This is a genomic window from Methylobacterium sp. 285MFTsu5.1 (assembly GCF_000383455.1).
In the GTDB taxonomy this organism is placed as follows: domain Bacteria; phylum Pseudomonadota; class Alphaproteobacteria; order Rhizobiales; family Beijerinckiaceae; genus Methylobacterium.
Window position 1 is genome coordinate 67856 of sequence record NZ_KB911271.1, and the last position, 25928, is coordinate 93783.

At 69.9% G+C, this 25928-nt stretch carries 25 protein-coding genes and 1 tRNA gene; 18 read left to right on the forward strand and 8 right to left on the reverse strand.

The window, feature by feature from the left end; translation table 11 throughout:
* Positions 1 to 88: 88 nt before the first annotated feature.
* Complete coding sequence (gene gltB / locus H288_RS0104575) at positions 89 to 4804, forward strand: glutamate synthase large subunit (protein WP_026604664.1); 4716 nt, start codon at positions 89 to 91, stop codon at positions 4802 to 4804.
* A gap of 102 nt (positions 4805 to 4906) precedes the next feature.
* The gene (locus H288_RS0104580; RefSeq protein ID WP_020091416.1) at positions 4907 to 6340 is read left to right on the forward strand and encodes a glutamate synthase subunit beta; all 1434 of its coding nucleotides are present in this window, start codon (positions 4907 to 4909) and stop codon (positions 6338 to 6340) included.
* Positions 6341 to 6375: 35 nt separating this feature from the next.
* Here the strand turns inward: H288_RS0104580 and H288_RS0104585 are convergent, their stop codons facing one another.
* The 3 genes from H288_RS0104585 to galE all read right to left on the reverse strand — a co-directional run bounded on the left by H288_RS0104585 (position 6376) and on the right by galE (position 10084).
* Entirely contained in the window at positions 6376 to 7812 is a 1437-nt protein-coding gene (locus H288_RS0104585; RefSeq protein ID WP_026604665.1) for an SGNH family hydrolase, read from the reverse strand.
* A gap of 87 nt (positions 7813 to 7899) precedes the next feature.
* The gene (locus H288_RS0104590) at positions 7900 to 9087 is read right to left on the reverse strand and encodes a lytic murein transglycosylase (RefSeq protein WP_020091418.1); all 1188 of its coding nucleotides are present in this window, start codon (positions 9085 to 9087) and stop codon (positions 7900 to 7902) included.
* A gap of 4 nt (positions 9088 to 9091) precedes the next feature.
* A complete protein-coding gene (galE, locus tag H288_RS0104595; RefSeq protein WP_020091419.1) occupies positions 9092 to 10084 on the reverse strand; it encodes a UDP-glucose 4-epimerase GalE in 993 nt (330 codons plus the stop codon).
* A 171-nt stretch (positions 10085 to 10255) separates the two neighbouring features.
* On the opposite strand from galE, the gene galU reads away from it, so the two are divergent.
* A complete protein-coding gene (galU, locus tag H288_RS0104600; protein WP_020091420.1) occupies positions 10256 to 11125 on the forward strand; it encodes a UTP--glucose-1-phosphate uridylyltransferase GalU in 870 nt (289 codons plus the stop codon).
* A gap of 339 nt (positions 11126 to 11464) precedes the next feature.
* On the opposite strand, the gene H288_RS0104605 is transcribed toward galU, so the two are convergent.
* Positions 11465 to 12367 (reverse strand): N-formylglutamate amidohydrolase, encoded by a 903-nt coding sequence (locus H288_RS0104605; RefSeq protein ID WP_026604666.1) that lies wholly within the window; start codon positions 12365 to 12367, stop codon positions 11465 to 11467.
* Between the two features lie 206 nt (positions 12368 to 12573).
* Between H288_RS0104605 and H288_RS0104610 the strand changes: the two genes are divergently transcribed.
* The 4 genes from H288_RS0104610 (at position 12574) to H288_RS0104625 (ending at position 14639) form a co-directional block, all read left to right on the forward strand.
* Complete coding sequence (locus H288_RS0104610) at positions 12574 to 12930, forward strand: response regulator (RefSeq protein ID WP_003603128.1); 357 nt, start codon at positions 12574 to 12576, stop codon at positions 12928 to 12930.
* Between the two features lie 116 nt (positions 12931 to 13046).
* Positions 13047 to 13316 carry a glutaredoxin 3 gene (grxC, locus tag H288_RS0104615; RefSeq protein ID WP_020091422.1) on the forward strand — a complete coding sequence of 90 codons (270 nt, stop codon included), beginning with the start codon at positions 13047 to 13049 and terminating at the stop codon, positions 13314 to 13316.
* On the forward strand, positions 13309 to 14166 hold the full coding sequence (locus tag H288_RS0104620; protein WP_020091423.1) for a carbon-nitrogen hydrolase family protein: 858 nt from the start codon (positions 13309 to 13311) through the stop codon (positions 14164 to 14166). The genes grxC and H288_RS0104620 overlap by 8 nt, the downstream gene beginning before the upstream one ends.
* Before the next feature lie 20 nt (positions 14167 to 14186).
* Positions 14187 to 14639: a DUF1178 family protein gene (locus H288_RS0104625; protein ID WP_020091424.1), complete on the forward strand. Its 453-nt coding sequence runs from the start codon at positions 14187 to 14189 to the stop codon at positions 14637 to 14639.
* Positions 14640 to 14662: 23 nt separating this feature from the next.
* Here H288_RS0104625 and H288_RS0104630 read toward each other — a convergent pair whose 3' ends face one another.
* The gene (locus tag H288_RS0104630; RefSeq protein WP_020091425.1) at positions 14663 to 15151 is read right to left on the reverse strand and encodes a disulfide bond formation protein B; all 489 of its coding nucleotides are present in this window, start codon (positions 15149 to 15151) and stop codon (positions 14663 to 14665) included.
* A 2-nt stretch (positions 15152 to 15153) separates the two neighbouring features.
* Positions 15154 to 15735, reverse strand: a complete 582-nt coding sequence (locus tag H288_RS0104635; protein ID WP_020091426.1) for a YqaA family protein — start codon at positions 15733 to 15735, stop codon at positions 15154 to 15156.
* Positions 15736 to 15859: 124 nt separating this feature from the next.
* On the opposite strand from H288_RS0104635, the gene H288_RS0104640 reads away from it, so the two are divergent.
* The 5 genes from H288_RS0104640 to H288_RS0104660 all read left to right on the forward strand — a co-directional run bounded on the left by H288_RS0104640 (position 15860) and on the right by H288_RS0104660 (position 18719).
* Positions 15860 to 15944: transfer RNA gene (locus H288_RS0104640), tRNA-Leu, on the forward strand.
* Between the two features lie 171 nt (positions 15945 to 16115).
* Complete coding sequence (locus tag H288_RS0104645; RefSeq protein ID WP_103984716.1) at positions 16116 to 17057, forward strand: NAD(P)-binding protein; 942 nt, start codon at positions 16116 to 16118, stop codon at positions 17055 to 17057.
* On the forward strand, positions 17057 to 17974 hold the full coding sequence (locus H288_RS0104650) for a histone deacetylase (RefSeq protein ID WP_026604668.1): 918 nt from the start codon (positions 17057 to 17059) through the stop codon (positions 17972 to 17974). Before H288_RS0104645 ends, H288_RS0104650 begins: the two co-directional genes overlap by 1 nt.
* A gap of 185 nt (positions 17975 to 18159) precedes the next feature.
* Complete coding sequence (locus H288_RS35565) at positions 18160 to 18333, forward strand: hypothetical protein (protein WP_020091429.1); 174 nt, start codon at positions 18160 to 18162, stop codon at positions 18331 to 18333.
* 143 nt (positions 18334 to 18476) lie between these two features.
* Entirely contained in the window at positions 18477 to 18719 is a 243-nt protein-coding gene (locus tag H288_RS0104660; protein WP_020091430.1) for a hypothetical protein, read from the forward strand.
* Between the two features lie 210 nt (positions 18720 to 18929).
* On the opposite strand, the gene H288_RS0104665 is transcribed toward H288_RS0104660, so the two are convergent.
* Positions 18930 to 19565: a 2-dehydro-3-deoxy-6-phosphogalactonate aldolase gene (locus H288_RS0104665; protein WP_020091431.1), complete on the reverse strand. Its 636-nt coding sequence runs from the start codon at positions 19563 to 19565 to the stop codon at positions 18930 to 18932.
* A complete protein-coding gene (locus H288_RS0104670) occupies positions 19562 to 20440 on the reverse strand; it encodes a 2-dehydro-3-deoxygalactonokinase (RefSeq protein WP_020091432.1) in 879 nt (292 codons plus the stop codon). The genes H288_RS0104665 and H288_RS0104670 overlap by 4 nt, the downstream gene beginning before the upstream one ends.
* Positions 20441 to 20651: 211 nt before the next feature.
* Here H288_RS0104670 and H288_RS0104675 point away from each other — a divergent pair, with 211 nt between their 5' ends.
* The 6 genes from H288_RS0104675 to H288_RS0104700 all read left to right on the forward strand — a co-directional run bounded on the left by H288_RS0104675 (position 20652) and on the right by H288_RS0104700 (position 25876).
* Positions 20652 to 21410, forward strand: a complete 759-nt coding sequence (locus tag H288_RS0104675; RefSeq protein ID WP_026604669.1) for an ABC transporter ATP-binding protein — start codon at positions 20652 to 20654, stop codon at positions 21408 to 21410.
* Positions 21403 to 22143, forward strand: a complete 741-nt coding sequence (locus H288_RS0104680) for an ABC transporter ATP-binding protein (RefSeq protein WP_020091434.1) — start codon at positions 21403 to 21405, stop codon at positions 22141 to 22143. Before H288_RS0104675 ends, H288_RS0104680 begins: the two co-directional genes overlap by 8 nt.
* A gap of 94 nt (positions 22144 to 22237) precedes the next feature.
* The gene (locus H288_RS0104685) at positions 22238 to 23455 is read left to right on the forward strand and encodes an ABC transporter substrate-binding protein (RefSeq protein WP_020091435.1); all 1218 of its coding nucleotides are present in this window, start codon (positions 22238 to 22240) and stop codon (positions 23453 to 23455) included.
* Between the two features lie 28 nt (positions 23456 to 23483).
* Positions 23484 to 24371 carry a branched-chain amino acid ABC transporter permease gene (locus H288_RS0104690; protein WP_020091436.1) on the forward strand — a complete coding sequence of 296 codons (888 nt, stop codon included), beginning with the start codon at positions 23484 to 23486 and terminating at the stop codon, positions 24369 to 24371.
* Between the two features lie 20 nt (positions 24372 to 24391).
* Complete coding sequence (locus H288_RS0104695; RefSeq protein ID WP_020091437.1) at positions 24392 to 25378, forward strand: branched-chain amino acid ABC transporter permease; 987 nt, start codon at positions 24392 to 24394, stop codon at positions 25376 to 25378.
* 144 nt (positions 25379 to 25522) lie between these two features.
* The gene (locus H288_RS0104700; RefSeq protein WP_020091438.1) at positions 25523 to 25876 is read left to right on the forward strand and encodes a hypothetical protein; all 354 of its coding nucleotides are present in this window, start codon (positions 25523 to 25525) and stop codon (positions 25874 to 25876) included.
* Positions 25877 to 25928 lie beyond the last annotated feature (52 nt).

Consider the following 25928-nt stretch of genomic DNA (forward strand, 5'->3'; position numbering starts at 1 on the left):
GGGCGCGTGGCGCCGACGGCTTGCGGGCATGAAACATGCTCGCGGGTTCTTGGCTGCGGACGGGTTCGAGGGAAGGACGAGACGAAGCATGTCACAACGCAGACCCGCCGAAGAGTTTGCTGCGTCCACGGCCCAGGCTGCCGCCCCGCGCGGCGGCGCGATGCCGCTCATCGTGCGCGACCCCGCCCTCCCGAAAGCCCAGGGTTCCTACGATCCGGCCCACGAGCGCGACGCCTGCGGCGTCGGCTTCATCGCCGACATGCACGACCGCCGGACCCACGCGATCGTCGAGCAGGGTCTGAAGATCCTGGAGAACCTCGATCATCGCGGCGCGGTGGGCGCCGATCCCAAGATGGGCGACGGCTGCGGCATCCTCACGCAGATCCCGCACGGCTTCTTCGCCGAGGAGTGCTCGCGCCTCGGCTTCGAGCTGCCGCCGGCGGGCTCGTACGCCATCGGACAGTTCTTCATGCCGAAGGCGGAGGAGCCGCGGGCGATCATCCAGGAGATCGTCGAATCGTCCCTGGCCGCCGAGGGCCTGCCGCTCCTCGGCTGGCGCGACGTGCCGGTGGATCCGGAGGATCTCGGCGACGCCGTGAAGGCGACCGAGCCGCACCACCGTCAGGTCTTCATCGGCCGGCCCGCCTCGGTCACCGACCAGGACGCGTTCGAGCGCCGGGTCTACGTCGCCCGCAAGGTGATCTCCAACAAGGTCTACGGCCTCGACGACCCGCGGGTGAAGGAGTTCTACCCGGTCTCCGTTTCGACCCGGACCATCGTCTACAAGGGCATGGTGCTGGTCACGCAGCTCGGCGGCTACTTCCTGGACCTGAAGGACGACCGCTTCGTCTCGGCGATCGCCCTCGTCCACCAGCGCTTCGCCACCAACACCTTCCCGACTTGGCGGCTCTCGCACCCCTACCGGATGGTCGCGCATAACGGCGAGATCAACACGCTGCGCGGCAACGTCAACTGGATGGCGGCCCGCCAGGCGAGCGTCGATTCCGACCTGTTCGGCAACGACATCTCGAAGCTGTGGCCGATCTCCTACGAGGGCCAATCCGACACGGCCTGCTTCGACAACGCCCTCGAGTTCCTCGTGCAGGGCGGCTACCCGCTGGCCCACGCGATGATGATGCTCATCCCGGAGGCCTGGGCCGGCAACCCGCTCATGAGCGAGGAGCGGCGCGCCTTCTACGAGTACCACGCCGCCCTGATGGAGCCGTGGGACGGTCCCGCCGCCGTGGCCTTCACCGACGGCCGCCAGATCGGCGCCACCCTCGACCGCAACGGCCTGCGCCCGGCGCGCTACATCGTCACCGACGACGGCCTCGTGGTGCTCGCCTCCGAGATGGGCACCCTGCCGATCCCGGACGAGAAGATCGTCCAGTCCTGGCGCCTGCAGCCGGGCCGCATGCTGCTGATCGACCTGCAGAAGGGCCGCATCGTCTCCGACGAGGAGATCAAGGGCGAGCTCGCCGCCGCGCATCCCTACGCCGAGTGGGTGAAGAACACCCAGATCGTCCTGGAGGACCTGCGACCGGTTCAGCCGCGCGAGTCCCGCGGCGACGTGAGCCTGCTCGATCGCCAGCAGGCCTTCGGCTACACGCAGGAGGATCTCAAGCTGCTGATGCAGCCCATGGCCGTCACCGGCCAGGAGGCGGTCGGCTCCATGGGCACGGACACGCCGCTCTCGGCCCTCTCCGAGAAGTCGAAGCTCCTCTACACCTACTTCAAGCAGAACTTCGCGCAGGTCACGAACCCACCGATCGACCCGATCCGCGAGGAGGCCGTGATGAGCCTCGTCTCGTTCATCGGGCCGCGGCCGAACCTGCTCGACATGGAGGGTGCGTCCCGGCGCAAGCGCCTGGAGGTCCGCCAGCCGATCCTCACCAACGCCGATCTGGAGAAGATCCGCTCGATCGGCCATTTCGAGGATCGGTTCGACACCAAGACCCTCGACATGACCTACCCGGCCGAGACCGGCGCGGCGGCCATGGACGGGGCGCTCGACCGCCTCTGCGACCGCGCCGAGGCGGCGGTGCGCGGCGGCTACAACATCATCGTGCTCACCGACCGGGCGGTCGGGCCGGATCGGATCCCGATCCCGGCGCTGCTGGCCACGGCGTCCGTGCACAATTACCTGATCCGCAAGGGGCTCCGGACCTCGGTCGGCCTCGTGGTCGAGTCGGGCGAGCCGCGCGAGGTGCACCACTTCGCCTGTCTCGCCGGCTACGGCGCCGAAGCGGTGAACCCGTACCTCGCCTTCGAGACGCTGCTCGACATGAAGGACGAGTTCCCGCCGGACCTCACCGACGACGAGATCATCTACCGCTACATCAAGGCGATCGATAAGGGCCTGCTGAAGGTGATGTCCAAGATGGGCATCTCCACCTACCAGTCCTATTGCGGCGCGCAGATCTTCGACGCGGTCGGCCTGAACTCGACCTTCGTCGGCCGCGACTTCTTCGGCACGGCGACGACCATCGAGGGCGTCGGCATGGCGGAGATCGCCGAGGAGACCGCGCGCCGACACCGCGACGCCTTCGGCGACGCGCCGGTCTACCGGAACGCCCTGGATGTCGGCGGCGAGTACGCCTACCGCCTGCGCGGCGAGACCCACACCTGGACGCCCGACACGGTGGCGACGCTGCAGCACGCGGTGCGCCTCAACGTGCCGGAGCGCTACCGCGAATACGCCGAGCTGGTGAACCGCCAGGAGCACCAGCTTAAGACGCTCCGCGGCCTGTTCCGCATCAAGTCCGCCGCCGAGCTCGGTCGCGCGCCGGTCCCGCTGGACTCGGTCGAGCCGGCCTCCGAGATCGTCAAGCGCTTCGCCACGGGCGCCATGTCGTACGGCTCCATCTCCAAGGAGGCGCACGAGACGCTCGCCATCGCGCTGAACTCGTTCGGCGGCCGCTCGAACTCGGGCGAGGGCGGCGAGGAGGTCGAGCGGTTCAAGCCGCTGCCGGACGGGCGCTCGCGCCGGTCCGCGATCAAGCAGGTCGCCTCCGGGCGCTTCGGCGTCACGACGGAGTACCTCGTCAATTCCGACATGATGCAGATCAAGGTCGCGCAGGGCGCCAAGCCCGGCGAGGGCGGCCAGTTGCCCGGCCACAAGGTCGACGCCAAGATCGCCAAGGTCCGCTACGCCACCCCGGGCGTGGGCCTGATCTCGCCGCCGCCGCACCACGACATCTACTCGATCGAGGATCTGGCCCAGCTGATCTTCGACCTGAAGAACGTGAACCCGTCGGCGGACGTGTCGGTGAAGCTCGTCTCCGAGGTCGGCGTCGGCACGGTCGCGGCCGGTGTCGCCAAGGCGCGCGCCGACCACATCACGATCTCGGGCTTCGACGGCGGCACGGGTGCGGCGCCGCTGACCTCGCTCAAGCACGCGGGCGGACCCTGGGAGACCGGGCTGGCCGAGACCCAGCAGACGCTGGTGCTCAACAACCTGCGCGGGCGCGTCGCCCTGCAGGCCGACGGCGGCATCCGGACGGGGCGCGACGTGATCATCGCGGCGCTCCTCGGCGCCGACCAGATGGGCTTCTCGACGGCCCCGCTGATCGCCGCCGGCTGCATCATGATGCGCAAGTGCCACCTGAACACCTGCCCGGTGGGGGTCGCCACCCAGGATCCGGTGCTGCGCAAGCGCTTCAAGGGCACGCCCGAGCACGTGGTGAACTACTTCTTCTTCGTGGCCGAGGAGGTGCGGGAGATCCTCGCCTCGCTCGGCTTCACGAAGCTGGAGGAGGCGGTCGGCCGCTCCGACGTGCTCGACAAGGTCGAGGCCATCGCCCATTGGAAGGCGCGCGGGCTCGACTTCACCAAGCTGTTCCACCGGCCGAAGGTGGCCGAGGGCACGGCGATCCGCCACGTGGAGGTGCAGCACCACCCGATCGACACGGTCCTCGACCGGCGCCTCATCGAGAAGGCGCAGCACGCGATCGAGACCGGGGAGCCGGTGGTCATCACCGACACCATCCGGAACTCGGACCGGGCCGCGGGCGCGATGCTCTCCGGCATGGTCGCCAAGGCGCACGGCCACGAGGGCCTGCCCGACGACACGATCGTGGTGAAGCTCGCCGGCACGGCGGGCCAGAGCTTCGGCGCCTGGGTGGCGGCCGGCGTGACCGTCGAGCTGACTGGCCACGGCAACGACTACGTCGGCAAGGGCCTGTCGGGCGGCAAGCTGATCATCCGGCCGAGCGACGCGCTGAAGTCGCCGCAGGACCGGACGATCATGGTCGGCAACACCGTGCTGTACGGGGCGATCGCGGGCGAGTGCTACATCCGCGGCTCCGCGGGCGAGCGCTTCGCGGTCAGGAACTCCGGCGCGATCACGGTGGTCGAGGGCATGGGCGACCATGGCTGCGAGTACATGACCGGCGGCGTGGTCGTGTCGATCGGCGAGACCGGGCGCAACTTCGCGGCCGGCATGTCGGGCGGCATCGCCTACGTGCTCGATGAGGACGGCTCCTTCTCGGCGCGCTGCAACCTGTCGATGGTCGACCTGGAGCCGGTCGAGGAGGAGGACGACCTGATGCGTCGCTTCCATCAGGACGGCGACCTGGAGACCAAGGGGCGGGTCGACATCCTGGCCGACATGTCCGGGCACGACGAGGAGCGGCTGACGCAGCTCATCACCAACCATCTCAAGTACACGGGCAGCCCCCGCGCCAAGGCGATCCTCGACGACTGGAGCGGTTACCGCACCAAGTTCGTGAAGGTGATGCCGGTGGAGTACCGCCGGGCGCTTCGCGAGATGGAGATGGCGCGGATGCCGGTGGCCGCCGAGTAGGCGACTTCCTGAGACCGGGCGGGCTCCCGCCCGGTCACGCACCCACACGAGACGACGACGCGGGCAGCGCAGTCAGAGACTGGCCGGCCCAGGGGCTGACCAATGGGCAAGATCACAGGCTTCCTCGAGTTCGACCGGCAGGAGCAGAAGTACCAGCTCGCCGCCGACCGGGTCCGGCACTTCCGCGAGTTCACGCTCCCGCTCGACGAGCACGACCTGACGAAACAGGCCGCGCGCTGCATGGATTGCGGCATCCCGTTCTGCCACGGGCCGACGGGCTGCCCGGTCCACAACCAGATCCCGGACTGGAACGACCTCGTCTTCCAGTCGGATTGGGAGGAGGCGTCCCGCAACCTCCACTCCACGAACAACTTCCCGGAGTTTACCGGCCGCGTCTGCCCCGCGCCCTGCGAGGAGGCGTGCACGCTCAACCTCGAGAACCAGCCGGTCGCCATCAAGACGATCGAGCAGGCGATCGCCGACCGCGCCTGGAACATGGGCTGGGTGAAGCCCGAGCCGGCGCAGACCCGCACCGGCAAGCGCGTCGCGATCGTGGGCTCCGGACCGGCCGGTATGGCGGCGGCGCAGCAGCTCGCCCGCGTCGGGCACGACGTCCACGTGTTCGAGCGCGAGCCGAAGGCGGGTGGCCTTCTCCGCTACGGCATCCCGGACTTCAAGATGGAGAAGCGCCACATCGACCGGCGCGTGCGCCAGATGGAGGCCGAGGGCGTCGTCTTCCACTACAACCAGAACATCGGTGTGACGAAGTCGGTCGACGAGCTCAAGGCCGAGTTCGACGCCGTGATGTTCTGCGGTGGCGCCGAGGATCCGCGCAACCCGCAGCTTCCCGGCCAGGACCTCGAGGGCGTCCACTACGCGATGCCCTACCTCGTCCAGTCGAACCGGCGCGTGAGCGCCGAGCCGATGCGCGGCAACGGCGAGCAGCCGATCCTGGCCGCCGGCAAGAACGTGGTGGTCATCGGCGGCGGCGACACCGCCTCCGACTGCGTCGGCACCGCGTTCCGCCAGGGGGCCCTGTCGGTGACGCAGCTCGACATCCGCCCGCGCCCGCCGGAGCGGGAGGACAAGCTCACCGTGTGGCCCTACTGGCCGACCAAGATGCGGACCTCGTCCAGCCAGGCGGAGGGCGCGGAGCGCGAGTTCCAGGCCGCGACCCTGCGGCTCGAGGGGAACAAGAAGGGCCAGCTCACCGGCGTGGTCTGCGCCCGCGTCGATGCCAAGCGCCAGCCGATCGCCGGCACCGAGTTCGTGCTGCCGGCCGACCTCGTCTTCATGGCGATCGGCTTCGCGGGCTCGGTCCAGAAGGGTCTGCTGGAGCAGTCCGGGGTCGGCGTCGACAAGCGTGGCAATGTCGAGGCGAACGAGGACGACTACCGCACGTCGGACGCGAAGATCTGGGCCGCCGGCGACATGCGGCGCGGCCAGTCCCTGGTGGTCTGGGCGATCCGCGAGGGCCGTCAGGCGGCGCGCGCCATCGACGAGATGCTGATGGGCGCGAGCGTCCTGCCGCGCTGACGGCCTGCTGAGCGCGCGCGAAGGGCCCGCCCGGCTCAGCCCGGCGGCCAGCGGAAATCGTCGGCTCGGCCGGGCTGCGGCATCGGCGCGTTGCCGCGCAGCAGCGTCCGCTCCACGGTCCCGGAATTGTCCGGATCGCGCGGACGCCCATTCAGCAGCGCGCCGCCGGGCGACACCTCGCTCCGGCTCAACGGTACCACGGGGCCGGCCGCGGGCTTCACCGGGAGCGCCGGCACGCCGGGCGGCTCCGGCAGGCTCGGCAGCATCGCGGTGATCTGACGATCGATCGCTGCGGTATCGGTGGCCGGCGCGGTACCGTCGAGGCTCGGCCCGGGTGTCGCGGGCGGTGCGGTCGGCGCCACGGTCGCGGTCGGCGACGGCTCGGCCGTGCCCGGCACCGCGCCCATCAGCCGCTTCAGCTCGACATCGGCGAAGTGGGCCAGCTTCCGATCGCCCGCCTTGGTGAAATGGACACCGTCCGCGGTACGGAGCTTGGCGATCTGGCCTTCCGGATCCGGGCCCGACGCGGCGTACCGGTCCCGGTCGTCGACGAAGCCCGGCCAGATATCGACGTAGGTCCCGCCGGCCTTGGTAACGGTGTCCCGGACGATGTCGTTCAGGGAAGCGAGGTCCCGGCTCAGGGACTCGCTCTGGACCGGCGGCAGCCCGACCCAGATCAGCGGGATCTTGCGGTCGGTGAAGACTTTCGCCAGCGCCTCCACCCGGGCGCGGTAGAGGGCGCGCCAGCGGTCCGTGAGGGGATCGGCCGTCTCGTCGCCCTCGCGGATCGGCTGCCGATCGTTGGCGCCCAACATCACCAGGGCGTAGCGCACCTTCGCGTTGCTCTGGAGGTAGTCCTGCGCGACCTTCGGCCAGTCGACCACGTCCTTGCGCACCAGACCGCTGTCGCCCTTCGCGCGGTCGATCACGGCGACGTCGGCATTGTCCTCGAACACGTCGTCGAGGCCCTTGGCGAGATGGTCGGCGAGGGAATCGCCAAAGACGGCGATCTGGACGTTCGGCTCGGTCTTGGCGACCGCGGGCTTCGGCGGTGTCGGCGCCCGGGCCGGACGGACCCGCCGCTTCACCGCGGGAGGCGGACGCTGCGCCTCTCCGGTCGCGTAGGGATTGGTTCGCTGGCGCGGGGCCCGGTAGGTGCGCTCCGGCTGCGGCGCCACCGGCTGCGGCCTGTCCTCCCAGGGCCAGTAGAACTGGCGCGGCGCCTCCTGCTGCGGTGCGTAGCGGGGCTGGCGCCCGGACGTCCCGTCGTCGCGGTAATAGGCGTCCCGCGGCCGCCGGCGCGGCGGCGCCTGGTAATAGGTGCCGCCCTGCTGCTGCTGGTAGCTGTCGCCCCACTGCGCGCAGGCCGGACCGCCCCCGAAGGTCGACACCTCCGCGAGCCCCAACAGGACCGAGAGCCCGAGGATGAGGGGGCGTTCCGAAGGACGCCGACGAGCGAGGACCATGCGCATCCCGTACGCTTTACGCCGAACCGGGCCCGTTCGGACCGCGGCCACTATAGGTGGAAGCCGCGCGCGGGTCTAAACCTCTCGCCGGGCTCAGCGTCGCGGCGCTGCCTTCCCGGCCACGCGGGCGAGCAGGGCCGGCGTCGCGTACCCGTCGGCCGGCAATCCGACGCTGATCTGATAGCGCCGCACCGCCTCGCGCAGCTTCGGGCCCGCGCGTCCATCCGTCGGCCCGTCGTAGAAGCCGGAAGCCGCGAGGCCGGTCTGCAGGGCGCGGAGGCCCGGCCCGTCGAGGCGGGCTCCGGCGGGCCACGGCGCGGCCAGCGGCGGACCGCCGGCGAGGCGGTCGGCAAGGTGACCCACTGCCAGCGCGTAGGAATCCGATGTGTTGTAGCCCCGGACCACCTCGAAATTATCGGTGATCAGGAAGACCGGCCCGCCGAGGCCTCCGGGCAGGAACAGGCTGGCGCGCCCGGCCCCCGGCAGCGGCTGCCCGTCGGTGCGGCGAACGCCGCGCTCGGCGAAGCTCGCGAGATCGCCCGCGTAGCGGCTCAGGTCGAACTCCTTCGGCAGGCGCACCTCGTAGCCCCAGGAAAAGGTCGGATTCCAGCCGAGATCCTTGAGATAGGCGGCGATCGAGGCCAGCGAATCCGCCGCGCTGGTCCAGATGTCGCGCCGGCCGTCGCCGTCGAAGTCGACCGCGTGGGCCAGGTAGGTGGAGGGCAGGAATTGCACCTGACCCATCGCGCCAGCCCAGCTGCCGCTCATCCGGTCGGGCGCGATGTCGCCGCGCTGCAGGATCGTGAGGGCGGCGAGGAGCTCGTCGCGGAACAGGCTGCCGCGGTGCCGCGCCTCGGCGAGCGTCGCCAGCGCCCGGACGGTCGGGACGCTGCCCGCACTCGCTCCGAAATCCGACTCGACGCCCCAGAACGCCATCACCACCGGACCCGGAACGCCGTAGCGGGCCTCGATCGCCGTCAGGGTCGACGCGAGGGTGGCGGCGCGGTCGCGACCGCGCGCGATGCGGCCGGCCGAGACCGCGCCGACGAGGTACTCCCAGACAGGCCGGCTGAACTCGCTCTGGCGGCGGGTTCGCGCCAGGATACCGGGATCAGGTCCTGTGATCCCGCGGAACGCCGCGTCGAAGGTCGCGGCGGAGACGCCCCGCGCCGCCGCGTCCGGACGCAGGGCCTCGACGAACGCCCGGAAGGCGTCCTCGGCGCGGGCCGGGCCGGTCGCGAGGCACGCCGCCGCGGCCAGGATCCATCGACGGGAATGCATCCGGTCAGATCCGATTGCGCTTCTCCAGGCGTTCTTCCCAGGCGAGGGCTTGGCCGACGATGGCGTCGAGGTCGTCGTGCCGGGGCTGCCAGCCCAGGCGATCGCGGATGCGCGCCGCCTCGGCGACGATTTGGGCCGGATCGCCGGGCCGGCGCGGGCACAGCCGCACTTCGAAGTCGCGGCCCGAGATCCGCTTCACGACCTCGACGACCTCGAGGACCGAATAACCGCGCCCGTAGCCGCAGTTCAGCGTCAGGCTCTCGCCACCGGAGCGCAGATGGTCGAGGGCGAGGCGATGCGCCTCCGCGAGGTCCGAGACCTGGATGTAGTCGCGCAGGCACGACCCGTCCGGGGTCGGGTAGTCGGTCCCGAAGACGTCGAGCCGGGCGCGCTGGCCGAGCGCTGCCTGCGTGGCCACCTTGATCAGGTGCGTGGCGTTGGGCGTCGACTGGCCGGACCGTCCCTCCGGATCCGCGCCGGCGACGTTGAAGTAGCGCAGGACCACGTAGGAGAAGCCGTGCGCCGCGGCGGCGTCGGCGATCATCCACTCGCTCATCAGCTTCGAGCGGCCGTAGGGATTGATCGGCTTCAGCGGCAGGTCCTCGGGAACCGGCGAGGCCTCGGGCTCACCGTAGACGGCCGCGGTCGAGGAGAAGATGACATTCTTGACGCCGGCACGCACCGACGCCTCGATCAGCGCGCGGGTCTTCACCGTGTTGGCGAGGTAGTAGCCCAGGGGGTCGGCTACGGATTCGGGCACGACGATCTTGGCGGCGAAGTGGGCCAGGGCATCGATGCGGTGCTGCAGGATGGTCTGTGTCACGAGGGCCTGGTCGGCCACGTCGCCGACGACGAGCTTCACACCCTCTGGGACCGCCCAGTCGAAGCCGGTGGAGAGATCGTCGAGGACGACGACCTCCTCATGGCCGGCGTCGAGGAGCGCCAGCACCATGTGGCTGCCGATGTAGCCGGCACCCCCCGTCACCAGAACCGCCATCTCGCCCTCACTGCCGCCATCCCGGCAACTGCTTACGCCTTTGCAGACGGGAAATTTACGCCCCGCCGCCTCATACTAACGATGTACATGCTTGCGACGGCTCGCGTTAAGCTATCTCACTGACCGCACAGCTGACCACGTCGTTCCATCCAGTTCCGGGGTTACCGCTCGATGAAACCGATCCGCAAGGCCGTCCTCCCCGTCGCGGGCCTCGGCACGCGCTTCCTGCCCGCCACGAAGGCGGTCCCGAAGGAGATGCTCACGGTCGTCGACCGGCCAGTGGTGCAGCACGTCGTCGACGAGGCGCGCGCGGCCGGGATCGAGCACTTCATCTTCGTCACCGGCCGCGGCAAAGCGGTGATCGAGGACCATTTCGACATCGCGTTCGAGCTCGACCACACCCTTCAGGAGCGCGGGAAGACGGCCGCCTATGAAGAGCTGAAGAAGGACCTGCCGAAGGCCGGCCAGACCAGCTTTACCCGCCAGCAGGCGCCACTCGGCCTCGGCCACGCGGTGTGGTGCGCCCGCGAGATCGTCGGCGACGAGCCCTTCGCGGTGCTGCTCCCCGACATGCTGAGCCGCGGCTGTATGCAGCAGATGCTGGCCGCCTACGATCGCCACGGCGGCAACATCATCGCCGTCGAGGAGGTGGCGCCCGAGGAGACGCACCAGTACGGCATCGTCAGCGTGGGCGAGACCTACGGCCAGTCCTTCCAGATCACCGGGATGGTCGAGAAGCCCAAGCAGGGCACGGCGCCGTCGAACTTCATCATCTCCGGGCGCTACATCCTCCAGCCCGAGATCTTCGGGATCCTCGAGCACGGCAAGAAGGGCGCGGGCGGCGAGATCCAGCTCACGGACGCCATGATCGACCTGATGGAGAAGCAGGCGTTCTACGGCATGCGCTACGAGGGCCGGACCTACGATACCGGCTCGAAGCTCGGCTTCCTCACGGCGAATCTCGCCTACGCCCTTGAGCGGAACGATCTCGCAGGACCCCTGCGGGCCGAGATCGAGAAGCTGCTCAAGAGCCAGGGCTGAACGGCGCTGCGGGCGCGGATCCGATCACCGCGCCCCGCTAGGCGACACGTGTGACCGCATCGGTTCTCGCTCTCGTCCGAGCTACGCCTGCACGCGGCGACGCGCGGCGGCCAGAGAACGCGCTTCAGGTATGCGCGCAGAGCGGCCGCGGCGGGCGAATTGCGCTTGCTTCTTGTGCGGCGCACTTTAGTTTGTGCGTTGCGAGATCGCGATGGCGTCGCGGTCTCGCTGCCCTTCTTGGGCGTTTCCTCCCTAGACTTCGGGCCGCTCCTTCGGGAGTGGCCTTTTTTCTTTCCGGTATACCGCCGCTCTTCTTCGTGAACGGTCGGGACAGCGCCCCTATTCCGCGGCCATCCGGCGGGGGACGAGATCGTCGAGGTCCTTGGCGACATCGGCGACGACGCCGCGCAGCGCCTCGACCAGTGCCGGGAAGCCCGCCGTCATCGCGAGGCTGGCCTCGTTCATGTAGAGACCCCGGTTCAGCTCGATCTGGAGCGCGTGGCGGTCGAGGTTCGGCTCGCCGTAATGCTCCGTGATGAAGCCGCCGGCGTAGGGCTTGTTGCGGACCACGCGGAAACCCCGGGCCCGGAACGCGGCCTCGAATCCGTCGATCAGGACGGGTGCGCACGCCGTGCCGTAGCGGTCGCCCAGCACCACGTCGGCTTTCATGTCCGGATCGCGGCCGAGGCTCGAGGACGGCATCGAGTGGCAATCGACGAGCATGCAGTGGCCGTGGGTGCGCGCCGTGCGCTGGACCAGTCCGCGCAGCGCGCGATGATACGGCTTGTACAGGCTCTCGATCCGGGCGGTCGCCTCGGCGACCGGCAGGCGCCGGGCGTAGATCTCCTGGCCGTCGGCGACGACCCGGGGCACGGTCCCGAGACCGCCCGCGACGCGCATCGACCGGGTGTTGGCGAAGGGCGGCAGGCGCCCCTCGAACATGCGCGGGTCGAGTTCGTAGGGCTCCCGGTTCACGTCGAGGAAGGCGCGGGGGAAGTTGGCCCGCAGGAGCGGCGCGCCCAGTCCGACGACCGATCCGAACAGGCGGTCGACGTGGGCATCCTCGGAGCGGCGCAGGGTCAGCGCGTCGAGCCGCGAGGCCGCGATGAAGTCGGGGGGGTAGACGGCCCCGGAATGACCGGTATTGAAGACGAAAGGCAGGGTGTGCGCCGCGGGCTCGTCGACCACGAAGGCCGGGGCAAATCCGAAGGCGTCTGGCTGTACCGGTTCGGTTGCAGTCATCGGCTGGTGGACACCCCGGCGGTTGAACGAGGACGGCAGGCGCTCACTGTGGTGTGCGATCGATCGCCTGTCCACTCCGCACCGGCGGCCGACGCAGTCGCCCGGGAGACACGCGGCGGCGGCTGCGCGCTCCATCCTAACACCTTGTTTACCATCGCCTCCCTTTATGGGATCAACTTCTCGACTCGAAGGCTCGGATCCGGCCGATGAAAATCCTGCTGGCGGAAGACGACAACGACATGCGCCGGTTTCTGGCCAAGGCGCTGCAGAACGCGGGCTACGATGTCCTGTCCTTCGACAACGGCCTCTCCGCCTACAACCGGCTGCGCGAGGAGCCGTTCGAGCTGCTGCTGACCGACATCGTGATGCCCGAGATGGACGGCATCGAGCTGGCCCGCCGCGCCACCGAGCTCGATCCCGACATCAAGGTGATGTTCATCACCGGCTTCGCGGCGGTCGCCCTCAACCCGGATTCGAAGGCCCCGAAGGACGCCAAGGTCCTGTCGAAGCCCTTCCACCTCCGCGACCTCGTCAACGAGGTCGAGAAGCTCCTGGCCGCCTGATCCTGCCGGTGCTTCGTCGACGGCGCGCGCGCGTTGCCCTGTGACCACACGGGCATAGGCAAGGCGCGCCCCGCGCTCCTATATGTCCCGAGTTCACGCGCGGGACGACGATCGCGATGCAGCCGGTCACAATCTACACCACGGCTTGGTGTCCTTACTGCTCGGCGGCCAAGAGCCTGCTGAAGGAGAAGGGCGTCGCCTTCCAGGAGATCGACGTCGAGCGCGTGCAGGGCGCCCGGTCCACCATGGTCGAGCGCGCCGGCGGCCGCACCAGCGTTCCCCAGATCTTCGTGGGCGCCACGCATGTCGGCGGCTGCGACGACCTGTACGCCCTCGATCGCGCCGGCAAGCTCGACCCGCTGCTCAAGGACACGGCCGATGCCTGAGCCCCGCTTCACGGCTGCCTGCGTGCAGATGCGGTCGGGGCGCGACCCTGCCGCCAATCGCGACGCGGCCGTGGCGGGCGTGCGCGAGGCGTCGGCGCGGGGCGCGGCCTACGTGCAGACTCCCGAGATGACGTCCCTGGTGGAGCGGAGCCGCGAGCGTCTGTTCGCCCACGTCACCACCGAGGAGCAGGACCCGACCCTGGCGGCGCTCCGCGAGGCCGCGCGTCAGACCGGAACGGTCGTCCAGATCGGCTCGATCGCGGTCAGGGCCGGCGACAAGATCGCCAACCGCGCCTACCTGATCGGCGCCGACGGGGAGATCCTGGCCTCCTACGACAAGCTGCATCTCTTCGACGTCGACCTGCCGAGCGGCGAGCGCTGGCGGGAATCCGCGACCTATTCCGGTGGCGCCCGCGCGGTGCTGGCCGAGACGCCGTGGGCCACGCTCGGCCTGACGATCTGCTACGACATCCGCTTCCCCTCGCTGTACCGCGCCCTCGCCGAGGCGGGCGCGGACGTGCTGACGGCCCCCGCCTGCTTCACCCGGCAGACCGGCGAGGCCCACTGGCACGTCCTGCAACGGGCCCGGGCCATCGAGACCGGCGCCTTCGTGATCTCGGCGGCGCAGGGCGGTCGGCACGAGGACGGGCGCGAGACCTACGGCCACTCGCTGATCGTCGATCCCTGGGGCCGGGTCCTGGCCGATGCCGGCGGGGACGAGCCGGGGATCATCCTGGCGGAGATCGACCTCGCGCAGGTCGCGGAGGCCCGGGCCCGCATTCCCTCGCTGCAGCACGGCCGGCCCTTCACCGTCGAGCGCGTCGGTCCGCGGACTCGCGCCGCGCAGTAGTCACCACAGCAAGCAACAGAATGATCCGGTACAGTCTCGTCTGCGATGCCGGGCACGGCTTCGAGAGCTGGTTCCCGTCCTCCGATTCCTACGACACGCAGGTCACGCGCGGCCTCGTGACGTGCCCGGTCTGCGACAGCGCCAAGGTCAGCAAGGCACTGATGGTGCCAAGCGTCGCCCGCACGGATCGGGAGCGCGCGCCGCCGCCGATCCCGAAGGCGGAGGCGCCGGTGACCATGATCGCCGAGCCGGAACGTCAGATGCGGGCGATGCTGCGCGCGCTCCGGGAGCACGTCGTGGCGAATGCCGAGCATGTCGGGGCGCGCTTCCCCGAGGAGGCGCGCAAGATCCACTACGGCGAGGCGGAAGGGCGTTCGATCTACGGTGAGGCGAGCCCCGCGGAGGCGCGGGCCCTGATCGACGAGGGCATCGAGGTGGCGGCGATTCCGATCCTGCCCGACGACCGGAACTGATCGGCCTCGCCGGTCCGCGCGCGTCAGGGACGCAGCGCGGCGGTCCCCGCGAAGGAGGCCAGCACGGCCGAGATCGCGGCGCTCCAGCCGGCGAGCGACACGCCCAGCACCCGGAGCGCGGCCACCGAGCAGTCGACCACCTTCGTGGTCTGCAGGCTGTTGAGGAAGTCGCCGACCTGGCCCGGATTGGCGCCGGTGCCGCCGCCGCAATCGGCGGGTCCCGGCCAGAAGCCCCATTCCGCGCCGGCGTGGTAGACCCCGATCCCGGCCCCGTAGAGCAGGCCGAGGGCCGCGAGCCCGAGGGCGATCCGCGCCAAGCGCTCCGGCAGGAACAGGGCCAGCAGGCCCAGCGGCACGGCGGCGTAGTAGGGCAGCCGCTCGGTCAGGCAGAGCTTGCACGGCGCGTAGCCGTATCCGTACTGGAGGACTAGCGCGGCCCCGACGGTGAGGGCGGAGGCGATCGCGAGCCAGAGGCCAGCGGTCTTGAGGCGCAGGGCAGCCGCCGTGTTCATCGCTACAGGATCACCTTGAAGAGCAGGAAGCCGAGGACGATGACGGCGACGGAGATCGCCGCGACCGCGTTCAGGTGCCGGTCGAGCACGCCGCGAATCTGGACACCGTAGCGGCCGAGCAATCCGGCGAGAATGAAGAAGCGGGCTCCGCGGGTCACGATCGACAGGATCGTGAACCAGAACAGGCTGTAATGCGCGAAACCCGACGTGATCGTCACGAGCTTGTAGGGGATCGGCGTGAGCCCCTTCAGCAGGATCACCCAGTGGCCGTAGCGCGCGTAGGAGTCCTGGAAGGTGGCGGCCGAGTTCTGCAAGCCGTAGAGGCGGATGAGCCACTCACCGACGGAGTCGAACAGCAGGGCTCCGATGGCGTAGCCGACCAGACCGCCGAGGACCGAGGCGACCGTCGTGATCGCGGCGTAGAACCAGACCCGATCCGGCCGGGCGACCGCCATCGGGACGAGCATCACGTCCGGTGGAACCGGAAAGAAGGAGCTTTCGGCGAAGGCCACAGCACCGAGCGCGTAGGGCGCGGATGGCCGGTCACTGAGGGCCAGGATCCACGCGTAGAGCCGGCGGAGCATTCAAGGTCCCGGATTATGAGATCGGCCGCCCTTTGAGCATAGGCGCCCCGCCTTGGCCAGATCGCCGACCGACGCAAAACAACACTTGGCCGGAGCCGCCGACCTATGCGAAGAGCGCTGGCACGCGGGTATGGCGGAATTGGTAGACGCGGGCGACTCAAAATCGCCAGCCGCAAGGCGTGGGGGTTCGATTCCCTCTACCCGCACCACGGCGCCACCCATCGCCGCGGGACTTCGCCGGACAGCCGGACCGTATCCGCGCCGCGAACACAGGTCCCGTCCATGACGAGCGCGATTCCGTCGCTCTGACGCCGCGTGGCTCGGCCCCTATCTTCGCCCTCACGCGGCGGCGGGGCCGGTCGTTCAGACGGGGCAGGGGCGTGAACGAGCACGGAATTGTCGCGGTCCTCGGAGCCGGCATGGCAGGCGCGGCCGCCGCGCGCCGGCTGGCCGAGGCGGGCCTCCGCGTCCGGGTCTTCGACAAGGGGCGCGGGGTCGGGGGACGCATGGCGACCCGGCGGGTCGGTGAGATGCAGTTCGACCACGGCGCGCAATTCATGCGCGCGCGCGGGCCCGCCTTCGCGGCCGAGCTCGGCCGGTGGACGCGGCTGGGCATCGTCGCGCCCTGGGCCGGCTCCGACCGCCATGTCGGCGTGCCGGGCATGACGGAGCCCGTCCGCGCCCTGCTCTCGGACCTTCCGGTATCGAGCGCGACGACCGTCGTGCGGCTTCGACGGCAGGGAGCGCGCTGGCACCTCGAGGACGCGGCCGGCACCGTGCACGGCCCGTTCGACGCCGTCGCGATCACCTTCCCGGCCCCTCAGGTCACGACGCTGCTCGAGGCATCGGGCGTCGCGTTGCCCGGTGTCCGGCGCGCCACCTATGCGCCGTGCTGGTCGCTCATGGTGACGACGGAGACGCGACCACGGGATGTCCTCGTCCAGCCTCGGACCGATCCGATCGGCCTGATCGCGCACGATTCCGCGAAGCCCGGGAGGCCTGCCGGCTCGCGGCTCACGGTGCACGCGACGCCCGCCTGGTCCCGCGGACATCTCGAGGCCCCGCGCGAGGCGGTCATTGCCGCGCTTCTCGGAGCGGCCGAGGACGTCCTCGGCGCCACGCTCCGGCCGTCCCACGCGGAGGCACATCGCTGGCGCTACGCCCAGGTCGAGACCGCCCTGGAGCAACCCTGCCTGTACGATCCGGACCTGCGTCTCGGGGCAGGCGGGGATTGGTGCCTCGGCGCCCGGATCGAGGCGGCCTACGACAGCGGTCAGGCACTGGCCCGGTGCCTCCTGGCTGATCTGGGCCGGCCCGCGTGATCCCGCCGATTGCCTTCCATCCGGCCTACGAGGCGCCGCTCCCGTCAGGCCACCGGTTCCCGATGCGCAAGTACGGCCTGCTCGCCGAGACCTTGGTCGCCAAGGGTCTGGCGCCCCTAGGCTTCGTCACGCCGGAGCCCGCCAGTGCCGAGATCCTGCTACGCGCCCACGATCCGGCCTACGTGGACGCGGTGCTCGCCTGCGATGTCGGCCGGGGCATCGAGCGGGCGATCGGCTTGCCGGTCGACGCCGCCCTTGTCCGCCGCTCCCGCGCCTCGGTGGGCGGCACCCTCTTGGCCGGGCGCCTCGCCCTCGCGGAAGGCCTCGCGGGCAGCGCCGCCGGCGGCAGCCACCACGCGCGGCGCCGGCAGGGCGCCGGTTTCTGCGTGCTGAACGATGTCGCGGTGGCGGCCCGCACCCTCCAGGCCGAAGGTCTGGTCCGGCGCGTCCTCGTGGTCGACCTCGACGTGCATCAGGGCGACGGGACCGCGGACTGCCTCGCCCTCAGTCCCGACCTGTTCACGCTCTCGATCCATTGCGAGAACAACTACCCGGCCCAGAAGATCGCCGGCGACCTCGACATCGGCCTGCCCGACCGGCTCGACGACGCCGCCTATCTCGATGTCCTGCGCGCCCGCCTGCCGCCGCTCCTCGACGCGTTCGCGCCGGATCTCGTCTTCTATAACGCGGGCGTCGATCCCCATCGGGACGACCGTCTCGGCCGTCTCTGCCTCACCGATGACGGACTGCTCGCCCGCGATCGCTACGTCGTGGCGCAGGCCCGCGCCCGTGGGATCGCGCTCGCCGCGGTGATTGGCGGCGGGTACACGCACGATGTCGAGGCCCTGGCGCGCCGTCACGCCCTGGTCTTCGAGGCGCTGGCCGCCGAGGCGGCCGCGGGATCGACGCTCGCGTGAGATGCTGCGCGGGAAATCTGCGCGAGTTCTCGGGGTGAGACCGGATTGCATCACGCGACGGTCGATATGCAGTCCTCGGGTTCACGGGAAAGGTTTTGGGAAGGGCTCCGGTCGAGGATGCGGGGCAGGCGGATTGATGAGGCGGATCCGCTGCTCGCACTCGATGACGCCGTTGGAGATCGACCATGCTCGCGCGGGTCTGGGACGTGGTGAAGGCGACGCTGGCGGTGTCGGCCCTGATCGCCGCCGCCCTCGTCTCGGCGGACAAGCTCGATCGCCAGAGATCACAACCGGTCGTCGGCGCGGCTCTGGTCGAGCCTGCGACGACCGGTGCGATCGCACCGGCGATACGTCCGTGACGTCAGCGGCCTTTCGCTCCGCGGCCGCGAACCTGCGTCAGATTGAAACAAGCACGACGGGATATCTTTTCCGGCCTCGGCGTTCTCGCCGGACGCCGAGGCTTGGCCGCTTGCGGCCCCGATCCGCTCAGGAGACATCCTTGATGAAGTCCGCCACTTTCGCCCTCCTCGCGGTCCTGGTCGGCACGGCGCCCGCGCTCGCGGAGACCGGCGCGGACCGGGCCGCCTGCACGCCGGACGTGATGCGCCTGTGCGCTGCCCAGATCCCGAACGCGGGGGCGATCACACTCTGCCTCCGCGAGAAGCGGGTGTCGCTGAGCGGCGCGTGCCGGACGGTGGTCGACCGATCCGACCGGCCGGCCCGCGAGATCGCGAACCGCCGATAGCGCGACACCCCGCCAGCCTGCGACCCGCGGTCGGGCCTCGCCGGTGAAGTGGCCGACCGCGACGACGCGGCGGCGATCGCGCTGTGAACCGGTCGCAAAGGCGCGGTCAGGCCGCCTGCGGAGGCGCGCATCGCGCGAAGGTCAGGGGGCGCGGCTGACACGCTCTGCCGTGTCTGCTCGGCCCGACCGGACGGCCCGCCGTCGGTGTCTTCAGGCCGAGCGCTCGAACGCCGCCACGTAGGCCGCGGCGTCGCGGGCGACGTCGGCCGCCGCCTTCCCGGGCCGGTAAAGATTGGACCCGAGACCGAATCCATCGGCGCCCGCCTGCCGCCAGCCCGCGATGGTCTCGGGCAAGACTCCGCCGACGGCCAGAACCCGCGTGTCCGGCGGAAGGACCGCGCGATGCGCCCGGAGCGCCAGGGGCGTCGCGACATCCGCCGGGAACAGCTTCAGCGCAGTTGCTCCCGCCGCCAGGCACGCGAAAGCCTCCGTGGGCGTCTGATAGCCCGGAAGGGAGACAAGGCCCGCCGCGACGGTGGCGCCGATGACGACCGGATCGCCGTTTGGCGATACCACGAGGGTTCCGCCAGCAGCGGCGACCTCGCCGACCTGAGTCGGCGTCAGGACCGTGCCGGCCCCGACCAGCGCCCGCCCGGCGAGGCGCTCGGCGAGCGTCGCGATGCTCCGGAGCGGGTCCGGCGAGTTGAGGGGCACCTCGACGAGGGTGAACCCGGCTCCGACCAGCGCCTCCCCCACGGCGAGTGCCTCGTCCGGCGTGAGCCCCCGCAGGATGGCGACGAGGGGGCAGGCCGCGAAGGCCGCCTCGAACCGGTCGAGGATGGTCATGCCCGCAGACTCCAGATGGCGTGGATACCGGCCGTGGTTGAACCGTCCGGCACGATCACCGGATCCCCGCCCGCTTCGGTGATGGCGGCGGCGTAGAGTGCCCCGAGGCGGCCGCCGCCGAGGAGATGGACCGGGCGCCGCCGGAGGTCGTCCCGGGTGCCGATATCGGCGCCGATCAGGATCCCGCTGGCATGGGCCGCCGCGTCCTCCGGGGCGAGCCGGTCGAGCAGGAGGCCGGAGCGAACCTCGAACAGGGTGGCGGCGAGGTTGCGGGACGCGAGGCCGCGCCGGACACCCGCGCGGAAGGGGGCCCCATCCCCGATCGCGCCGTCGAGCGTCCCGGCCAGGATCCCGTGTGCCCGCAGGAGGGCGAAGAATTCCCCGGTCATCACGGTGGTGAAGTCCGTGATGGCCCCGTCGAAGGTCTCGATCCACTTGTTGTGCGTACCGGGCTGGCAGAACAGGGCCGTCGCCGGCACCACGCCCGCTCCGATCGCCCCGAAGACTTGGATCTCCTCGCCCCGCATCACGTCGGGGCGACCACCGCCCCGCAGAGCGACGCCGGGGACGATCCGGACGCCCGGGGCGGGCTCGAGGCAGGCTTCGGCCAGGGCGGTGAGGGTGGCCGGCGCGGCCACGTAGGGCGCCGCCTGCCAGCCCCGGTTGGAGCCGATCATGCCGACGGCGACGATGAGGTCAGCGCCCAGTCGCGCGCGCAGGGCCGCGATCTCCGCCGGATAGGCGTCGGGCGACAGGGCGAGGACGCCACGCTCGTCGTGCAGGCTGTCGAGAATGACGCCCGCTTCCGAGACGGCGAAGGCCCGCCGGTTCGTCGTGCCCCAGTCGACGGCGATGTAGGCCGGGCGATCGCCCATGCCGAAACCTCTCAGAAAAGCCACTCGACGAATTGTCTGAGTTAAGTGCGGCGCGCGGCGCGGTCAAGTTCAGTCCGGCGGCCGTCGTGACACGGAGGGCCACTGATATCACTCCCGGGGGATTGTCGCGCCGCCACGAGCGTTTGCGATGGACTGCGCGGCTTGGGATCGGCGATATGGCGGCAAGAAATCGAACCCGGGAGGGACACGCTTGGCACGGGATGTAATCCTGGCGACCGATGGCCTGACGATGGAATTCCGCGGATTCCGGGCCGTCAACGGCGTGGCGTTGCAGGTCGAGCGCGGCACCATCCACGCCCTCATCGGGCCGAACGGAGCCGGCAAGACCACCTGCTTCAACCTCCTGACGAAGTTCCTGATCCCGACCGCGGGAACGATCCGCTACAAGGACCGCGACATCACCGGCCTGAAGGCGGCGGACGTCGCCCGCCTCGGGCTCGTACGCTCGTTCCAGATCTCGGCCGTGTTCCCGCACCTCACGGTGATGGAGAATGTCCGCATCGCCCTCCAGCGGCGCCGGCGCGGCGATTCCTTCGACTTCTGGCGGCCCGAGCGGGTCCTGCGCGCGCTGAACGGCGAGGCGCTCGCCCTCGTCGAGGCGGTGGGCCTCTCCGACTTCGCCGACGTGCTCGCGGTCGAGTTGTCCTACGGGCGCAAGCGCGCGCTCGAGATCGCCACGACCCTCGCCCTCGATCCGGAGATGCTGCTCCTCGACGAGCCGATGGCCGGCATGGGTCACGAGGACGTCGAGCGCACGGCGCAACTCATCCGCCGGGTCTCGAAGGACCGCACCATCCTGATGGTGGAGCACAACCTCTCCGTGGTCGCCTCCCTGTCGGACCGGATCACCGTGCTGGCCCGCGGGCAGGTGCTGGCCGAGGGCGACTACGCCACGGTCTCGAAGGATCCGCGCGTGGTCGAAGCGTATATCGGGGCGGGACATGCCTGAGGCGGCTCTGAAGACACCTCCGGCGGCCGCGACCGACGCGCTGCTGACCGTCCGCGGCCTCGAGGGCTGGTACGGCGAGAGCCACGTCCTCCACGGCATCGACATCGACGTGCGCGCGGGCGAGGTGATCACGCTGCTCGGCCGCAACGGCGCGGGCAAGACCACGACCCTCCGGGCGATCATCGGGATCCTCGGCAAGCGCTCGGGCTCGATCGTCTACGACGGCGTCGAGACGGTCCGGATGGCGTCGCGGAACATCGCCCGGCTCGGGATCGGCTACGTGCCGGAGGAGCGCGGCATCTTCGCGAGCCTGATGGTCCACGAGAACCTGATGCTGCCGCCGCGGGTGAAGCCCGGCGGCATGTCAGTGGCAGACATCCACACGCTGTTCCCGAACCTCAAGGAACGCGCCGGCAGCCAGGGCACCAAGCTCTCGGGCGGCGAGCAGCAGATGCTGGCGATCGGGCGCATCCTGCGCACCGGCGCCAAGCTGATCCTGCTCGACGAGCCCACGGAAGGTCTCGCGCCGGTCATCGTCCAGCAGATCGGCCGGACGATCCAGCAATTGAAGACTCAGGGCTACACCATCGTCCTGGTGGAGCAGAATTTCCGCTTCGCCCAGACTTTGGCGGACCGGCACTTCGTGATCGAGCAGGGGCGGGTGGTCGACATGATCCCCAATGCCGAGCTTGACGCCAATATCGACAAGCTGCACGCCTATCTCGGCGTCTGAATCTCGCACGCGAAAACCGTAGAAGCGCCAGAAAACGGCGACTCGATATTCGGCCGGCGGAGATCCGCCGCGCCGCTGGAGGATGGAAACGAAAATGCTCGGACGCATCGCCCGGCCCGTGACCCTCGCCGCCCTCGCCGGCGCCCTGATGATGGGCACCGCAGCCGCGCAGACGAACGTGAAGATCGGCATCCTGGGCGACCGCTCGGGCGCCTACTCGGACATCAGTGGCGAGGGCTCGGTCGTGGCCGCGAAGCTCGCGGTCGAGGATTTCAAGCCCGAGCAGCACGGGCTGAAGGTCGAGATCGTCTCGGCCGACCACCAGAACAAGCCGGATGTCGGCGCGGCCATCGCCCGGCAATGGTACGACCGCGACGCCGTTGACATGATCACGGACGGCGTGACGTCCTCGGTGGCGCTGGCGATCAGCCAGGTCACCAAGGAGAAGAACAAGGTTTTCATCGATACCGGCGCCGGCACCGCCGACCTCACCGGCCCGCAATGCACGCCGAACACCATCCACTGGGTCTACGACACGGTGGCGCTCGCCAACGGCACCGGCGGCGCGATGGTCAAGCGCGGCGGCAACACGTGGTTCTTCCTCACCGCCGACTACGTGTTCGGCCAGACCCTCCAGCGCGACACCAGCACGGTCATCACCAAGAACGGCGGCAAGGTCGTCGGCTCGGTGAAGACGCCGTTCCCGACCTCGGACTTCTCGTCCTTCCTGCTGCAGGCGCAGGGCTCGGGCGCCAAGGTGATCGGGCTGGCCAATGCCGGCACCGACACGATCAACGCGATCAAGCAGGCGGGTGAATTCGGCATCACCGAGGGCGGCCAGGCGCTCGCCGGCCTCCTGGTCTTCTCCTCGGACGTGCACTCGCTGGGCACCAAGGTGGCGCAGGGGCTGGTGCTCACCGAGCCGTTCTACTGGGACCTGAACGACCAGACCCGCGCCTTCTCGGACCGGTTCGCCAAGCAGATGAAGAACGGCTCGAAGCCGACCGCGAACCATGCGGGCGTCTACTCGGACGTGCTCCACTACCTGAAGGCTGTGGCCGAGACGAAGTCGACCGCCGACGGCGCCGCCACGGTCGCCAAGATGAAGGCGATGCCGACGGACGACCCGCTGTTCGGCAAGGGCGTGATCCGCGCGGACGGCCGCAAGATCCACGACATGTACCTGTTCGAGGTCAAGAAGCCCGCCGAGTCGAAGGGCGAGTGGGACCTCTACAAGAAGCTCGAGACGATTCCCGGCGACCAGGTCTTCCGGCCGCTCAACGAGGGCAACTGCCCCCTGGTGAAGGGCTGACGGTGGGTTCGGGGCGCGGAGACCGGCCATGACCACGATCTTCGGTGTGCCGACGCAGGCCCTGTTCGGTCAGCTCCTGCTCGGCCTGATCAACGGCTCGTTCTACGCGATCCTGTCGCTCGGGCTCGCGATCATCTTCGGGCTCCTGAACATCATCAACTTCGCCCACGGCGCGCTCTACATGATGGGCGCGTTCGTGGCCTGGATGCTGCTCACCTATGTCGGTCTCGGCTACTGGTGGGCGCTGGGGCTCGCACCGCTCGTGGTGGGCGCCTTCGGCATCGTGCTGGAGCGGGTGCTCATCGCCCGGCTCCACAAGCTCGACCACCTCTACGGCCTGCTGCTGACCTTCGGTCTCGCGCTGATCATCCAGGGCCTGTTCCGCAACCAGTACGGCGTGTCGGGTCTGCCCTACGCGATCCCGGCCGAGCTGTCCGGCGGCCAGCGCCTGCCCTTCATGTTCCTGCCGAACTACCGCGCCTGGGTGGTGGTCGCCTCGCTGACCGTCTGCATCGCGACGTGGCTCGTGATCGAGAAGACCAAGCTCGGCGCCTATCTGCGCGCCGCAACCGAGAACCCGACCCTGGTCCAGGCGTTCGGGGTCAACGTGCCGCTGTTCCTGACGCTGACCTACGGGTTCGGCGTCGCGCTCGCGGGTTTCGCCGGGGTGCTCGCTGCGCCGATCTACTCGGTCAATCCCAACATGGGCGCCGACATCATCATCGTGGTCTTCGCTGTGGTGGTGATCGGCGGCATGGGCTCGATCATCGGCTCGGTAATCACGGGCTTCGCCCTGGGCCTCGTCGAGGGACTGACCAAGGTGTTCTATCCGGAGGCGTCCGCCACCGTGATCTTCGTGATCATGGTGCTGGTGCTGCTCGTCAAACCCGCCGGCCTGTTCGGGCGCACGGCCTGATCGCGATCTGAGGCACCCCCATGGCCGACACCGCCGCCCTCGACGCCGCCCCGATCGCCGCCGCCGTGCCGACGAGTCGGGACGACAAGGCGCTCCACCGCCTCATCTTCGTGGGCATCGCGGTGCTGCTCGTCGTGGCACCGCTCGTCCTGTACCCCGTCTACCTGATGAAGGTGCTGTGCTTCGCGCTGTTCGCGCTCGCCTTCAACCTCCTGCTCGGCTACGGCGGCCTGCTCTCCTTCGGCCACGCCGCCTATTTCGGCATGGCGAGCTACCTCTGCGCGTACACGGCCAAGAGCCTGGGTTTCACGCCCGAGCTCGCGATCCTCGCCGGCACGGTCACGGCCGCCCTGCTGGGTCTGGTCTTCGGCGCCCTGGCGATCCGCCGGCAGGGCATCTACTTCTCGATGATCACCCTGGCGCTCGCCCAGATGGTGTTCTTCTTCTCCCTGCAGGCGAAGTTCACCGGCGGCGAGGACGGCATCCAGGCGGTGCCGCGCGGCAACCTGTTCGGCGCGATCAGCCTCGCCGACGACCGGGTGATGTACGCCGTCGTGGCCGTCGTGTTCATGGCCGGGATGCTGCTGATCTACCGGATCATCCACTCGCCCTTCGGGCAGGTGCTGAAGGCAATCCGCGACAACGAGCCGAGGGCGATCTCGCTCGGCTACCGCGCCAGCCAGTACAAGCTCGCGGTGTTCGTGCTCTCGGCGACGCTCGCCGGGCTCGCGGGCTCCACCAAGGCGATCGTCTTCCAGCTCGCCTCGCTCACCGACGTGCACTGGTCGATGTCCGGCGAAGTGGTGCTGATGACGCTCGTCGGCGGCATGGGGACGGTGTTCGGGCCGATCGTCGGCGCGCTGGTGATCGTCACGATGGAGACCTATCTGGCGCAGTTCGGTGCCTGGGTGACGATCATCCAGGGCTGCGTCTTCGTGCTCTGCGTGCTGCTGTTCCGCGAGGGCATCGTCGGCCTGATCGCCCGGCTGATCCGACGGCCGCTCTAGGACGCGGGATCCGGGGCGGGTGGCGGTTGCATCGCGGCAACGCCCCCGTCGCGACCTGCAATGGCGGATCGGGGCTGCGACTTGTGGTGAGCTTTCGTTAACCAAGACTGCCCACGCTGACGGCTCCACGCTGTCAGGGCCACCATGACCCAGGACCGAACGCTCAGCATCGACGACCCGGCCCTCGACTGCCCGGTCGCACCGGACGTGGTCGGCCGCCTGATCAAGGCCGACCCGGACGGGGCCGCGCTTCTGCTCGACGGGATCCCGGAGGCGACGCGCGCCCGGCTCGCCGTCTGGCTCTACGGCCGCAGTCACACCCACGCGATCGGCGTCCGCGTCGCGGCGACCTGCGAGGGCCCGACCCTCCGGCGGACCGCGGGCCTCGTCGGGAACGTCCTCTACGACCTGTCCCGCCGTCCCGTGGCGGCGGCGAGCCACGGACCGCGCGGGGGCGCCGGCCGCATCTCCCTGGGCGGGTCGAAGCGCCGCGCCTGACGGGTCGGCACGACCGGCCAATTGGATCGCCGCCGCGCAGGGACTATCCTAC